The organism is Faecalibacterium hominis (ex Afrizal et al. 2022), from assembly GCF_049545105.1.
Taxonomy (GTDB): domain Bacteria; phylum Bacillota; class Clostridia; order Oscillospirales; family Ruminococcaceae; genus Faecalibacterium; species Faecalibacterium duncaniae.
This window is the reverse complement of the sequence record NZ_CP186860.1, coordinates 1,440,268-1,452,413: the sequence shown is the minus strand read 5'-3', so window position 1 is coordinate 1,452,413 and position 12,146 is coordinate 1,440,268. Positions and strand designations below refer to the sequence as shown.

Genomic DNA, 12,146 nt, shown 5'->3' with positions numbered 1-12,146 from the left:
AAATCCTTCCTTTCGGTCATCTGCTTATCAAATTCAATCAGATCATTCGCTGTCCTTGCTGCTGCCAAGGGCAGCTTTCTTTTTCCTCGGCTTTGATTTGTTCTCCCGGAGGATAACGGCGTCCTTGCCATAGGCTTTCAGCAAAAGCCCATATTCCTCTAAGAACTGCCGTTCCCGCAGCGTTAGGCTTCCACAGTCGTTCTGTTTTTCCAAAAGGTAATCATAAACCGCTCTTTGCAGCTTCTTGTGGATATTCTTTCGGAGCTTTCTAATGTTTCGGTCTGTCTGTCCCCGTATCATACCCACCTGTATGGTGCTGTACTGCCGGATGGACAGGTAATACAGCACTTCCTTCTGATCAATGGTAAGGCTGCGTATCAGCTCAGAAATAAATGAGCTTGCAACCAACTCATGCAGTTCATAGGGGCAAGAAAAAATGATATCCAGAAAATTGCCGCTGGCAAGCTGGCGGTATCGTGGCAGATTCAAATACAGCGGAATCATCTTCGGATTGGGAACTGCCATGTATTCTAACGGAACATCTCCCCGGAGATTTTCATGGTCACGCTCCCGTCGTTCCCGATTCCGATCCAACCTGTCCCATTCGCTGACAACGTATCGAAAGTCGTCCTCTGTTCTTGCAGCATCCTCCAGCCGTGCCAACGCCTCTGCCCGTATCTGGCGCTTTAAGCGTTTTTCGCTGACAGGAGCAGCTTCTTCCTCTTCGTCCTCCAGTTCTACGGTGTAGTCCCTTGGGTTTTCGTCCTGCTCCAGCTCTCTTTCCAGCTCTAAGGCTCGTTCTTCGGAGAGGATTTCCTCTAACTGCTCGTTTTGTATCGTCAGATCGGAGGCTTCATCCCATTCGGTTAGGTCATCACCGTCATCCGGGAACAGGAGAAATGTTCTATTTTCATCTGTCATGACCTCACCTCCGAAAATTTTTTGAATTTCTTTCAAAAACAGTTCCGATTTACACCCCGGATTTCTCCTATTAGTGAGAGGGTAATCTGATAAGCGGTTATTTAGGTTACTTTTTCAACCCGTATCAAGAGAAAGGAGGACGCAAGTTGCGGTAGCTTTATGAAACATGACACAAGATGCCACCGACTTACATCAGTCGGAACCACCATTAGTATATCAAACGAACATGAATTTTTCAAGGAGGAACGCTATGGATAAAAACAAACAGGCACAGTATATGATAAGACGTATTGGCGGCACCACCTACAAGGTGAGAGTCGCTTTCAGTGAAAGTGGGAAAGAGACAATGGAGGATAAAATTTTACGAATGATACGCAACGAAGTAGTTACAAACGACGGAACTTGTGATATAATTGGTGTACCACAAATGAGCCGTCAGTCTGAAAGGAGCGCATCATGAGCATCATTCAGACTGAGGACAAGATCACCGCCTTATACGAACGACTTTCCCGTGACGATGACCAGATTGGGGATAGCAACTCCATTGTGAATCAAAAGAAATACTTGGAGGGCTATTGCGCACAGCAGGGGTACACAAACTTTGCCCATTACACGGACGACGGATTCTCAGGCGGCACATTTGAAAGACCGGCATGGAAAAAGCTGGTGGCAGACATTGAAGCTGGCAAGGTGGCTCGTGTGATCGTAAAGGATATGTCCCGAATCGGACGTGACTACTTGCAGACCGGCTTTTACACGGAGGTTATGTTCCGTCAGCATGGCATTCATTTTATTGCCATCGCCAACAGCGTGGACAGCAACGACCAGAACAGCAATGAATTTGCTCCGTTCCTCAACATCATGAACGAGTGGTACTTGCGTGATCTGAGCCGCAAGCAGAAAACCGCTATCCGTGTGAAGGGGGAATCAGGCAAGCCTACCACCAACAGTGCCATCTACGGCTATAAGAAAGACCCGAACGACAAGCACCATTGGTTGATTGACGAGGAGGCCGCCGCCGTTGTGCGGCGCATCTTCCGTCTGACCATCGAGGGAAAAGGCCCCTATGACATTGCCAGAATCCTTTTTGAAGATAAGGTAGAAGCTCCGGCGGTCTATTTTGCAAGGAAAGGCATTGGCGTTTGGAAAAGTAAGACCGAGTTCGCATATCCTTATAACTGGAGCGGCTATATTGTGGGGCAGATATTGTCTAAGCCTGAGTATATGGGGCATACGGTCAATTTCCGTTCCCACAAGCTGTCATATAAGGACAAGACCTCTATTCCTAATCCCAAGGAGGACTGGCTGATCTTCGAGAACACCCATGAGGCCATTATCGAGCCGGAAACATGGGAGCTTGCTCAGCAACTGCGGAAAACGCCACGGCGTATTGATACCATAGGCGAAGCCAATCCCCTGACCGGGCTTTTATACTGTGCGGACTGCGGCGCAAAGATGTATAATCATCGTTCCAGAGGCGGTACAGAAGGCACTCCGTATCCGTCGGATTTCTTTGACTGCTCCTCTTATACACTGGCACATCAGAAGCATGGAAAGGACTGCTGCGGGCACTATATTACCACTAAGTCGCTGCGTATCCTTATTTTAGAGACAATCCGCACTGTCAGCCAGCTTGCCATAGCAGATCGGGAAAAATTCACCGAGAAGATACGAGCCGCTTCACAGGTCAGGCAGGTGGAGGCGGCCAAAGATGCCAAACGAAAGCTGAACAAAGACCGTAAGCGCCACAGTGAGCTGGATACGATCATTAAAAAGCTCTATGAATCCTTTGCCGTAGGCCGAATTTCTGAGGAACGCTTTGACAGCCTGCTTGCTGAGTACGAAGTCGAACAGAAAAACCTTTCCGCACAGATTGCAGAAACGGAGGAAAGCCTGACGAGCTATGAGGAAGATACTGCCCGTGTAGAGCAGTTCCTTGCTTTGGCAGAAAAGTACACCGATTTCTCCGAGCTGACTACACCGATGATCAATGAATTTATTGATAAAATCATCGTTCATGCCCCGGAGCGCATCGACGGGGACAGAACGCAGGAGGTAGAAATCTTCCTGAAATTCATCGGAAAGTTTGAACTTCCTGCCCCGGAGCTGACAGCAGAGGAAATCAAGCGGCAGGAGCAGCTACGCCAGCATCGCATCAAAAGCCGGGAGCGCTATCAGTTGATTAAGGCCGGGAAGCACACCGTTGGGCAGCCTTTTCAGCTAACCTGTAAGTGCTGCGGTCAGGGATTTGAATCCAAAAGCTCGGCTGCTATGTTCTGCGGACCGAATTGCCGGGCGAAGTTCTACCGGCAGGAAGCGGCAGAAAACAGGCGGCGTGACTGCACTTGTGAAAACTGCGGTAAGACCTTTTCCACCACAAGAAGCAATGTCAAGTATTGCAGTGATGAGTGCCGATATGAGGGGCATATCAAAGGCCAGCGGGTTCGCAATGCAGCGAACAGGAAGGAAAAACTGGCAGCGGAGACAGTTACCTCTCCGGCTTAATATTTCCAATAAAACAATAAATTTTGAGGAAGCGGTTTGCCTTATATCAGGGCAAGCCGCTTTTTCTACGCAAAGGAGGACACATGAATTTATTCGAAACCGTAAAAAACAACGTCAGCCTGCGGGAAGCGGCACAGGCGTATGGCCTTGAGGTCAACCGGCACGGCAAGGCGCTCTGCCCCTTTCACAATGACAGACACCCCAGCTTGTATGTGGCAAACGACCATTATTATTGCTTTACCTGCGGAGAGCATGGAGATGTCATTGACTTCACTGCAAGGTTGTTTGATCTCAAGCCCTACGACGCAGCCATGAAGCTGGTGATAGACTTTCATCTTGACCCGGACAAGCCGCCCAGCGCAGCGGCACTCAATGCAAAGCGTATCCGAACAGAAGCACAGAAGCTCAAAGAAAACGAGCGTCTGTGCTTTTCTGTTTTATCGGACTATTACCGTTGCTTGGAGGAATGGAAAGCATACTATGCGCCGCAAACGCCGGATGAGCCAGTCCATGATTTATTCGTGGAAGCCTGCCACAAGCTCAGTCAGATTGAATATGAACTGAACATTCTCACCTTTGGTGACAGCTATGAGCGTCGGGAAATTGTACAGGACTGGATGACGGATGGTGAAATCATAGCACTAAAGGAGCGTCTGGAACAACTGCGAAAGGAGGAAACCTATGGACGAATTGAATACCCCAATGGTTATGCCGCCTGAAGAAAGCATTCCCGATTGGTATGATGGAAAACGCATCAACGAAGTGCTGTTTTGTCAGCAGTTCTTAAAAAAGCATCCCATGAAATGTGTCAGAGGAAGGCTGTTCACAGTGGATGGACTGATTGAGGACGAGGCGCAAATCGGCAATCTCATTCTGGAGGAGATCTCCGGCTGTCTGACCTCCGGGCTTTCCAAGGTGGTGGCAAATCTGCTGGCCAGTATCAAGCTGCAAGCCTATTCGCCGCCCCTGCCCATCGAGACTGACCGTATCCATGTGGCAAACGGGACACTCTTTCTGGATGGGCGTTTCACCGAGGACAAAAGCTATTGCAACAACCGTCTGAGTGTGGCCTATCTCCCCGATGCACCGCCGCCTGTGCGCTGGCTGCAATTTTTATCCGAGCTGCTTGTCCCGGAGGACATTCCCACCTTGCAGGAGTATATGGGCTACTGCCTATTGCCTACCACAAAGGGGCAGAAAATGCTCCTGATGATTGGTAAGGGCGGCGAAGGAAAGAGTCGAATCGGACTTGTAATGCGCTCCATGCTGGGAGATAACATGAATACCACCAGCATCCAGAAGGTAGAGAACAACCGTTTCAGCCGTGCAGACCTGGAAAACAAGCTGCTGATGGTGGATGACGATATGGATATGAGTGCCCTGCCCAAGACCAACTATATCAAATCCATCGTGACCTCAGAGTGCAAGATGGATATGGAACGCAAGGGTGTTCAAAGCTATCAGAGCCAGCTTTATGTCCGCTTTCTTTGCTTCGGCAACGGCGCTTTAACCGCTTTGCACGACAAGTCAGACGGCTTCTTCCGCAGGCAGATCGTGTTGACCACCAAGGACAGGCCAGCAGGACGAGCCGATGATCCATTTCTGGTGGATAAGCTGACACAGGAGCGTGAGGGCATCTTTTTGTGGTGTCTGGAGGGTCTGCGGCGGTTGATTGGGAACGAGTATCAGTTCACCATCAGCGATAGAGCCAAAGAAAATATGGAGACAGTAAAGCGCAGCAGCAACAATGTGATCGAGTTTTTGCAATCCGAGGGCTATATCCGCTTTAAGGCCGACAGCGAAGCCAGCTCCAAGGCTATCTATGAAGCCTATCTCCGCTGGTGCGAGGACAACGCACAAAAGCCTATGTCAGCAAATCGTATCAGCTCAGAGCTGGCCCAGAATGAACGGCTTTATAATGTGGAGGCTACCAACAATGTGTACGCAGCCGGAAAGCGGGTGCGTGGATTTATCGGAGTGGAGGCGATGAACTTGCTTCCTTATTAAATATGAGAACTGGACTTCAAAACTGCCGTACATGCCGTACACGATGTACGGCAGTTCTCAACTCCGTTTTCAAAAAGCTATTTTACCGCAAAATCAGCGTTCTTTATGTGCAATGTGCTGCGATTACCGCATTTTCTTGCGGTATAAACAGCGATTTGACAAAGCAAACGCAAAATCCAAAGACCAATCGGTGTACAGCGGCGTACAGCACTGGCGTTTACCGTACAGAGCCGTACACAAACAATCTATTTTCAAGGCCGCACAGCGGCAGAAAGGACAAACTATGAACTATATGAACAATAACCCTATAATCATCGGCATCGACCACGGCTATGGGAATATCAAGACTGCACATTGCTGCTTTCCTACGGGCGTGATCATCTCTGACAAGGAGCCGACCTTCAAAAGCAATCTGCTTGTCTACAACGGCAGCTATTACACCGTGGGCGAAGGTCACAAGGAGTTTATCTCTGACAAAATGACAGACGGTGACTACTATATTCTGACCCTTGCTGCCATTGCAAGAGAGCTGAATATCCGCAAGCAGACCTCTGCCCGTGTGCATTTGGCGGCGGGGCTCCCTCTTACTTGGGTCAGCGAACAGAAGGATAGCTTCAAGGCGTACCTGTTGCAGAATGAAATGGCGGATTTCATTTTCCGTGGTGTCAGCTATCATGTGGAGTTTGCCGGAGCGGACATCTTCCCGCAGGGCTTCTCCGCTGTGGCGGACAGACTGCGGGGATTCAAGGGCATCAATATGCTTTGCGACATTGGCAACGGAACGATGAATGTCATGTATATCAACGAGCGCCGTCCGCTATCTCAGAAGTGCTTCACGGAGAAGTACGGGACAAACCAGTGCATGATTGCTGTCCGGGAAAATCTCATGCGGCAGTTTGGCGCATCGGTAGATGATACGATTCTGGAGCGTGTGATTCGCTTTGGGACGGCAGACATCAGCGAACGCTACCTAACTGCTATCCAGAACACAGCGAGGGATTACACCGCAGGCATCTTCCGCAGACTGCGTGAGCATGAGTATGACCCGGAACTGATGAGGCTCTATGTTGTCGGCGGTGGAAGCTGCATGGTGAAGAATTTCGGAGAATATGATGCCAGCCGGGTGATGATCAATGATGACATCTGCGCCACAGCCAAGGGCTATGAGCTGCTGTCTGCACAGAAAATGCAAAAGAAAGGCGATCTTGTATGAAGCAAATCTACACAACAACACTTCGGCTGAATCTGGAGAACGAAGCAGACCGCAGGGCGTGGGAGCATTTGCAGAGCCTTGACAGGCGAGAATATCGTTCAGTCAGCAAGGCAGTCGTTTCGGCGGTCAACGCTTACTTTGACCGTAGCAAGCAGCTTGCCGATGATCCCTATCTGGAAACACGGGAGAAGGAGGACGCTTTCCTCAGCCGGATCGAGGATACCATCTCACGCAGCTTGCAGAGCTGTACGCCGGTAAGCCTTGGCGGTATCCTACAGCTTATGCAGAGCGCACAGCCTGCCGCTGCTCTTGTTTCGGAGGAAACCGAGGAGGACATTTCAGCTGCGCTGGATTTTGCAGACGGCTTTTGAAATTACTTTTCTTGATTTTACTACTATGTTGGTGGCAATACAATCCGTCTTTGCTACCAAATTGGCAATTCTCAGAATGAGGAAAACAATTTACCATCAGTTCTGCAGGGAGTTGGTATCTGTGTGATACCAGTTCCCTGCTTTTTACTATCACGAAGCCGCCCAGCGGCAGAAAGGAGCCAGATATGGCAAATAAAAAGATCATGACCAAGGAAGAATTGCAGGCCAAGCACCGATTGGAGGAGGCACAAATGCGGGATCGGGCGAAAGAGCGAAAGGCCCGTACCAGACGCTTGATTCAGGAGGGCGCTGTTTTGGAGAAAGTATTTCCAGAGGCTCAGCAAATGGAGCTTGAAAAATTAGAGGACTTGTTATATGAGAAGCTACACTAATCTGCGAGGGGCGTTCCGGGCAACCGGGGCGTCCCTTCCTTTTTTATCCCGAAGGGCGCACTTACTCACCACCTGCGAAGCAGGCGGTGGTATCCCTTCCGTTGGTCGGGCTCGTGCGCTCTTCACGAACTGTCCATCGGACACTTCTCCAGAGAGGGCAGGAAATGCCGCAAGTCAGCATTCCCTGTGCAGTCGGCGCTTCTGCTGATGCAGAGATTGCTGCTTGTCGCACCAATCCGGCAGATACTCTGCCCGCCTCCTGCCTGCGAAAACCTGCCACCGGCAGCTTTATCGCAGATATGGGCAGCAATGCAGCCCATTTTCTCTTTGCAAAGAGAAACAGAAACCAAGGGGTGGCGTTTTACCACCCCCTCACAAAATACGAATCGAGGTGAACGCAAATGGCAATTTACCACTTGGAGGCAAAGGTGGTCAGCCGGGGAGCCGGACGCTCCGCCTGTGCAGCCTCCGCTTATCTCAGCTGCTCCCACATCCTCAATGACTATGACGGAGTACAGCACGATTACACCCGAAAGCAGGGGCTTGTGTGGCAGGAGGTATTCCTGCCGGACATGGCCCCACCCGCATGGCAAGACCGAGAGGTTCTCTGGAACGCCGTGGAGGAAAACGAGAAAACCAAGGACAGCCGCTTAGCCCGTGAGTTTGTGGTAGCCCTGCCCATAGAGTTGTCCCTAGAGCAATGGCAGACGCTGTTGACGGACTTCGTACAAAACCAATTTGTCGCAGACGGGATGTGCGCCGATCTGGCAATCCACGATCCTGATCCACCGGGTCATAATCCACATGCCCACATTCTCTTGACGGTGCGCCCGCTTGATGAAAGCGGCAAATGGCAATACAAAACGGAGAAGGAATATCTCTGCAGCCGTGACGGTGAGGAACGGGGCTTTACCGCTGCCGAGTTTAAGGCTGCACAGGCTGACGGATGGGAGAAACAGTACCAGTACAAGGTAGGCAGGAAGAAAGTGTATATGACACCATCCGCAGCTGAGGAACATGGATATGAGCGTGCCAGCAAGTATCCCAAAAGCACCAAATACGGGAGACAGAATCCCATTTCTGAACGCTGGAACAGCGAGGAACAGCTCCTTATCTGGCGCAAAGCATGGGCAGATGTGACAAACAAATATTTGGAGCGATACGGTCATGAGGAGCGCATCGACCACCGCAGCTTTGTCGAGCGAGGCATTGACGAGCAGCCCACCATCCACGAGGGCGTGATTGCCCGTGCTTTGGAACAGAAAGGTATCGTGTCCGACAGGTGCGAACTCAACCGTCAGATCAAGGCGGACAACAGGCTCCTGCGGGAACTGAAGGCGCAGTTCAAGAAAATTACGGAGGCGGTGAAGAACACGCTGCCCGCTATTGCAGAAGCGTTGGAAAAGCTGCGGGAAAATATGCTGATCTTCTGCTATCAGTTAGGGCATATCCGCAGCAGCAAGAAACAGATGACCGGTGCCTTGAATATTCTGAAGCCAAATCTGGCACAGTACCGCTCCCTTGTGCAGCAGATAAAGGAAACAACCAAAGAACGGAAGTCCCTACTGGCTGAAAAGAAATCCCTTCCTGCGATCCACTTTGTCAGGCACCGTGAGCTTGCCTCCAAAATAGCCGAGTTGACGGAAAAGTTAGAGGAGCTAAAAAGCGAAAAGGCTATGCTGCTTCATTCTCTGGAATACCCAGAGGACGCCACAAGCGATATCTTCCAGCGCCAGATTGACCGCTATGAAGATAATCTCAAACGGCTTGAGGCGCAGGAGAATAAGTATGCCGGAGAGCTGGAGGCTGCATTGTCTGAGTATGCCGAGCTGAAAGAGCAAGCTTCCGGCTTTGATTCCTTGCAGCTTTATCTGGAGCGGAAGGCACTTCGACCTGACAGAGAGAAAGCAGCAGCCCAACGCATTGAAGCGGCTTATGGCGACAAGTTCAGTTGGTGGTTGATGGAGAGTGGCCTACGGGATGTGTCTGGCTATCTTGACGAATATGCACAGGAAAAGACAATGGATCGAGAACTGCGGCAAAGGCGGCGATCGGAGCGGCTTGAGCGTAAGATGAAAAACAGAGATATGGAACGTTAAAAGTGCTGGAGGTTGAAACTTCAGGTGAAGTCTGTGACATAGGGGGATGGAGATAATCCCTATACGTCAAGCGTAAAATAAGCACCGGTATGGGTTTTCCATACCGGTGCTTGCAATATTTAATCGAATTCTATCACTTAAAATCAAAAGAGTTTTCCAACAACTTATCAAGTGCTGCCATCAGTTCCGCTCGAACAGCCTCTCTTTCACTTTCTCCGCCTGCATTTTCGATATAGATGGAATAGTTATCAAATGTGATATAGGCGTAATAGATCACAGTCTTAATTCCTTCGCTGTTTGCATTTGTAACGAAGTAGCCAGCTTTAACTGGCGTATCTCCAACCATAGATACATTTCCCTTGCCAATTACGGTAGTATCCATAAGATTGTTCCCAGACAGCGAAACAACAAATTTCATATCGCTGTAATGACCATCAAAGCCAACAAATGCTACATCGTCCAAGGTAAAGAGGGCATCTCCGGAAATCGGAAGATCACCGAAAATAGTCTGAACCTCATCTTTGGTCAATGCTCGTGCTTGCAAGTTCAAACTCAGAGCAGAGGCTACCGTATCTGCTTTAGTGAAAGATATGGTAGTTCCATCACCTAATGTAGCTGTTTCTGTACTTTTGCCGAATAATCCCATACTAAACACTCCCACCACGATTAGACAGAGACACGCAGCAATTGCCCCAAATTTCAGCCAAATGCTTTTTTGTTTCTTTGCCTGATAACTCGCCGTTTCTTCGATATGACGGCTACCAATGCCACCAACGGCGTCAGAGATGTTCTTTCGTGTCATAAATCATACCCCGCTTTCTGTAAATGATTTTTAAGTTTGCTTCTGATTCGGGAAAGGCGAACAGACACATTGTTATTTGTTGTACGAAGCCTCTTTGCAATTTCTGTAATGCTATCTGAGTACCAATACCTTGCTACAAACATAACCCTGCTTTCCTGATCCAAGCTGTCAAGGAAACGATCAATTTCCTGTGACAGCTCCTTTGCATCCACTTCCTGTTCAATAGTAGATGCAGAAGTTAGGCACTCTTCCAACTCATCAAGTGCAACATCATAGTAACTGTTTCGCTTTAGTGCAGTATTTGCGTGGTATTTTGCGGTAGCGATATTGCGGGTAATACGAAAAATATAGGTTCTGAGTGGGTCAGGTCTTTCTGGAGGAATTGCATTCCACGCAGCAAGGTATGTATCATTTACACATTCTTCTGCGTCGGGTTCGCATTTCAAAATGTTGTTTGCAATTCTTTTGCAAGTTGAACCGTATTTTGCAGCAAGTTCAGCTATTGCCTGCTCAGTACGAGCAAAGAACAGTTCAATGATCTTCACATCCTCTAACAAGGTATCCACCTCCTCACCTATGTACTATGGATCTGGCGGACAATCTTACAGAAGCGAGGGAAAATTTCACACCTTTATTATAGTACATTGCAATTCTATTTTCTATCGCCTCAGCAAAATCGTTTGGCACCAGTCGAGGTCGCTCGGCAGTCTGAAAATATGGTCCTTCGGTTTTGGTAGAGTTGCTCGCAGCAGAGGAGGCGTAACAAAAAATTAAAGGTAGCTGCCCGGACAGAATGGGTTGGGTGGAAAAATAAATAATATCCGAAACAGGATGACGGAAATTGTTAGCGCCGAGTTAATTCGTACACAGTTAGTGTTTAAGTGTTTACAAACAGCCCATTGATATTGTTCGTTTGTGCGTATATAATATATATAACTATTTGATGCGGAGGTAAACTATGTTTGAATACATGACAGTACAGGATGCGGCTAAACTTTGGGGAATATCGGTGCGTCGTGTTCAAAAGCTGTGTGAGGAGAATCGCATTGATGGAATTGTTCGGCTACCTCGTGCATGGCTAATTCCCCAAGATGCCCAAAAGCCGGCTGATGGAAGATATAAACAAAATAAAAATGAATTTATAGCTGACAACAAGGAGAACACACGATGAGTAAATTGTTATTAGTGGAGGATGACCAAAGTATCGTATCCTCATTATCAGACTATTTAGGAAATGAAGGGTTCAAAATCGAAAATGCTCCCGGTCAAAAAGAAGCAATAGAAAAATTGGATAGCGACCAATACGATATAGCCTTGGTGGACATTCAATTATCAAACGGAAATGGTTTTTCTGTTTGTTCTGCAATTAAAGAAAGAGGAACTATGCCAGTTATTTTCTTAACGGCTTCTGATGATGAATATAGTGTTGTGGCTGGGTTAGATATGGGGGCTGACGATTATATCAGCAAACCGTTCAGACCAAGAGAACTGCTTTCAAGGATCAACAGCGTATTAAGGAGAACTAAGAACACACAAAACATTATCAGTTACCTCGACTTAGTTGTGGACACAAATCAAGCAACCGTATCAAAGAATGGGAAAGAGATTTTGTTGTCTGCTATGGAATATAAGTTGCTGTTAGTCTTTTTGCGTAACAAAGGTATTGTCCTTTCTCGCAGAAGATTGTTGGAGCTTTTATGGGACACTACTGGGGAGTTTATCAATGATAATACATTGACTGTCTATATGAAAAGGCTACGTGACAAAATTGAAACCAATCCGCAGGAGCCGGAAATCATAATTACCGTTCGTGGGCTTGGCTATAAGGTGGGTTGA

14 protein-coding genes are annotated in these 12,146 nt (G+C 48.4%); 11 read left to right on the top strand and 3 right to left on the bottom strand.

Going from position 1 to position 12,146, the window contains the following annotated elements; all coding sequences use genetic code 11:
- Nucleotides 1-42: 42 nt before the first annotated feature.
- A complete protein-coding gene (locus tag ACKXGA_RS06985) occupies nucleotides 43-921 on the bottom strand; it encodes a hypothetical protein (protein WP_055145300.1) in 879 nt (292 codons plus the stop codon).
- Nucleotides 922-1,171: 250 nt separating this feature from the next.
- Here ACKXGA_RS06985 and ACKXGA_RS06980 point away from each other — a divergent pair, with 250 nt between their 5' ends.
- The 9 genes from ACKXGA_RS06980 (at nucleotide 1,172) to mobQ (ending at nucleotide 9,508) form a co-directional block, all read left to right on the top strand.
- A complete protein-coding gene (locus ACKXGA_RS06980; protein ID WP_055145303.1) occupies nucleotides 1,172-1,381 on the top strand; it encodes a transposon-encoded TnpW family protein in 210 nt (69 codons plus the stop codon).
- Complete coding sequence (locus ACKXGA_RS06975) at nucleotides 1,378-3,426, top strand: recombinase family protein (protein ID WP_055145306.1); 2,049 nt, start codon at nucleotides 1,378-1,380, stop codon at nucleotides 3,424-3,426. The genes ACKXGA_RS06980 and ACKXGA_RS06975 overlap by 4 nt, the downstream gene beginning before the upstream one ends.
- Before the next feature lie 83 nt (nucleotides 3,427-3,509).
- The gene (locus ACKXGA_RS06970) at nucleotides 3,510-4,145 is read left to right on the top strand and encodes a CHC2 zinc finger domain-containing protein (protein ID WP_055145308.1); all 636 of its coding nucleotides are present in this window, start codon (nucleotides 3,510-3,512) and stop codon (nucleotides 4,143-4,145) included.
- Nucleotides 4,108-5,433 (top strand): DNA primase family protein, encoded by a 1,326-nt coding sequence (locus tag ACKXGA_RS06965; protein WP_330375650.1) that lies wholly within the window; start codon nucleotides 4,108-4,110, stop codon nucleotides 5,431-5,433. The genes ACKXGA_RS06970 and ACKXGA_RS06965 overlap by 38 nt, the downstream gene beginning before the upstream one ends.
- Nucleotides 5,434-5,716: 283 nt before the next feature.
- Nucleotides 5,717-6,646, top strand: a complete 930-nt coding sequence (locus ACKXGA_RS06960) for a ParM/StbA family protein (protein WP_055145311.1) — start codon at nucleotides 5,717-5,719, stop codon at nucleotides 6,644-6,646.
- Nucleotides 6,643-7,017, top strand: a complete 375-nt coding sequence (locus tag ACKXGA_RS06955; RefSeq protein WP_055145314.1) for a hypothetical protein — start codon at nucleotides 6,643-6,645, stop codon at nucleotides 7,015-7,017. The genes ACKXGA_RS06960 and ACKXGA_RS06955 overlap by 4 nt, the downstream gene beginning before the upstream one ends.
- 203 nt (nucleotides 7,018-7,220) lie before the next feature.
- Nucleotides 7,221-7,409, top strand: coding sequence for a hypothetical protein (locus ACKXGA_RS06950; RefSeq protein ID WP_055145756.1), 189 nt, complete (start codon nucleotides 7,221-7,223; stop codon nucleotides 7,407-7,409).
- A 164-nt stretch (nucleotides 7,410-7,573) separates the two neighbouring features.
- The gene (locus ACKXGA_RS06945) at nucleotides 7,574-7,804 is read left to right on the top strand and encodes a hypothetical protein (RefSeq protein ID WP_055145317.1); all 231 of its coding nucleotides are present in this window, start codon (nucleotides 7,574-7,576) and stop codon (nucleotides 7,802-7,804) included.
- A gap of 6 nt (nucleotides 7,805-7,810) precedes the next feature.
- Nucleotides 7,811-9,508, top strand: a complete 1,698-nt coding sequence (mobQ, locus tag ACKXGA_RS06940; protein WP_055145320.1) for a MobQ family relaxase — start codon at nucleotides 7,811-7,813, stop codon at nucleotides 9,506-9,508.
- A 133-nt stretch (nucleotides 9,509-9,641) separates the two neighbouring features.
- Here mobQ and ACKXGA_RS06935 read toward each other — a convergent pair whose 3' ends face one another.
- Together ACKXGA_RS06935 and ACKXGA_RS06930 are read right to left on the bottom strand one after the other, a co-directional pair.
- A complete protein-coding gene (locus ACKXGA_RS06935; RefSeq protein ID WP_055145323.1) occupies nucleotides 9,642-10,310 on the bottom strand; it encodes a hypothetical protein in 669 nt (222 codons plus the stop codon).
- On the bottom strand, nucleotides 10,307-10,867 hold the full coding sequence (locus ACKXGA_RS06930; RefSeq protein ID WP_055145326.1) for an RNA polymerase sigma factor: 561 nt from the start codon (nucleotides 10,865-10,867) through the stop codon (nucleotides 10,307-10,309). Before ACKXGA_RS06930 ends, ACKXGA_RS06935 begins: the two co-directional genes overlap by 4 nt.
- Nucleotides 10,868-11,268: 401 nt before the next feature.
- Between ACKXGA_RS06930 and ACKXGA_RS06925 the strand changes: the two genes are divergently transcribed.
- Together ACKXGA_RS06925 and ACKXGA_RS06920 are read left to right on the top strand one after the other, a co-directional pair.
- Nucleotides 11,269-11,481, top strand: coding sequence for a helix-turn-helix domain-containing protein (locus ACKXGA_RS06925; RefSeq protein ID WP_055145329.1), 213 nt, complete (start codon nucleotides 11,269-11,271; stop codon nucleotides 11,479-11,481).
- The gene (locus ACKXGA_RS06920) at nucleotides 11,478-12,146 is read left to right on the top strand and encodes a response regulator transcription factor (protein ID WP_055145332.1); all 669 of its coding nucleotides are present in this window, start codon (nucleotides 11,478-11,480) and stop codon (nucleotides 12,144-12,146) included. The genes ACKXGA_RS06925 and ACKXGA_RS06920 overlap by 4 nt, the downstream gene beginning before the upstream one ends.

Bases quoted from the DNA above. Each gene is read 5' to 3' on its own strand.
- ACKXGA_RS06920 (WP_055145332.1), top strand. From the start codon at position 11,478: ATGAGTAAATTGTTATTAGTGGAGGATGACCAAAGTATCGTATCCTCA.
- mobQ (WP_055145320.1), top strand. From the start codon at position 7,811: ATGGCAATTTACCACTTGGAGGCAAAGGTGGTCAGCCGGGGAGCCGGA.
- ACKXGA_RS06935 (WP_055145323.1), bottom strand. From the start codon at position 10,310: ATGACACGAAAGAACATCTCTGACGCCGTTGGTGGCATTGGTAGCCGT.
- ACKXGA_RS06955 (WP_055145314.1), top strand. From the start codon at position 6,643: ATGAAGCAAATCTACACAACAACACTTCGGCTGAATCTGGAGAACGAA.
- ACKXGA_RS06980 (WP_055145303.1), top strand. From the start codon at position 1,172: ATGGATAAAAACAAACAGGCACAGTATATGATAAGACGTATTGGCGGC.
- ACKXGA_RS06970 (WP_055145308.1), top strand. From the start codon at position 3,510: ATGAATTTATTCGAAACCGTAAAAAACAACGTCAGCCTGCGGGAAGCG.
- ACKXGA_RS06960 (WP_055145311.1), top strand. From the start codon at position 5,717: ATGAACTATATGAACAATAACCCTATAATCATCGGCATCGACCACGGC.
- ACKXGA_RS06945 (WP_055145317.1), top strand. From the start codon at position 7,574: ATGCCGCAAGTCAGCATTCCCTGTGCAGTCGGCGCTTCTGCTGATGCA.
- ACKXGA_RS06975 (WP_055145306.1), top strand. From the start codon at position 1,378: ATGAGCATCATTCAGACTGAGGACAAGATCACCGCCTTATACGAACGA.
- ACKXGA_RS06950 (WP_055145756.1), top strand. From the start codon at position 7,221: ATGACCAAGGAAGAATTGCAGGCCAAGCACCGATTGGAGGAGGCACAA.
- ACKXGA_RS06985 (WP_055145300.1), bottom strand. From the start codon at position 921: ATGACAGATGAAAATAGAACATTTCTCCTGTTCCCGGATGACGGTGAT.
- ACKXGA_RS06965 (WP_330375650.1), top strand. From the start codon at position 4,108: ATGGACGAATTGAATACCCCAATGGTTATGCCGCCTGAAGAAAGCATT.
- ACKXGA_RS06925 (WP_055145329.1), top strand. From the start codon at position 11,269: ATGTTTGAATACATGACAGTACAGGATGCGGCTAAACTTTGGGGAATA.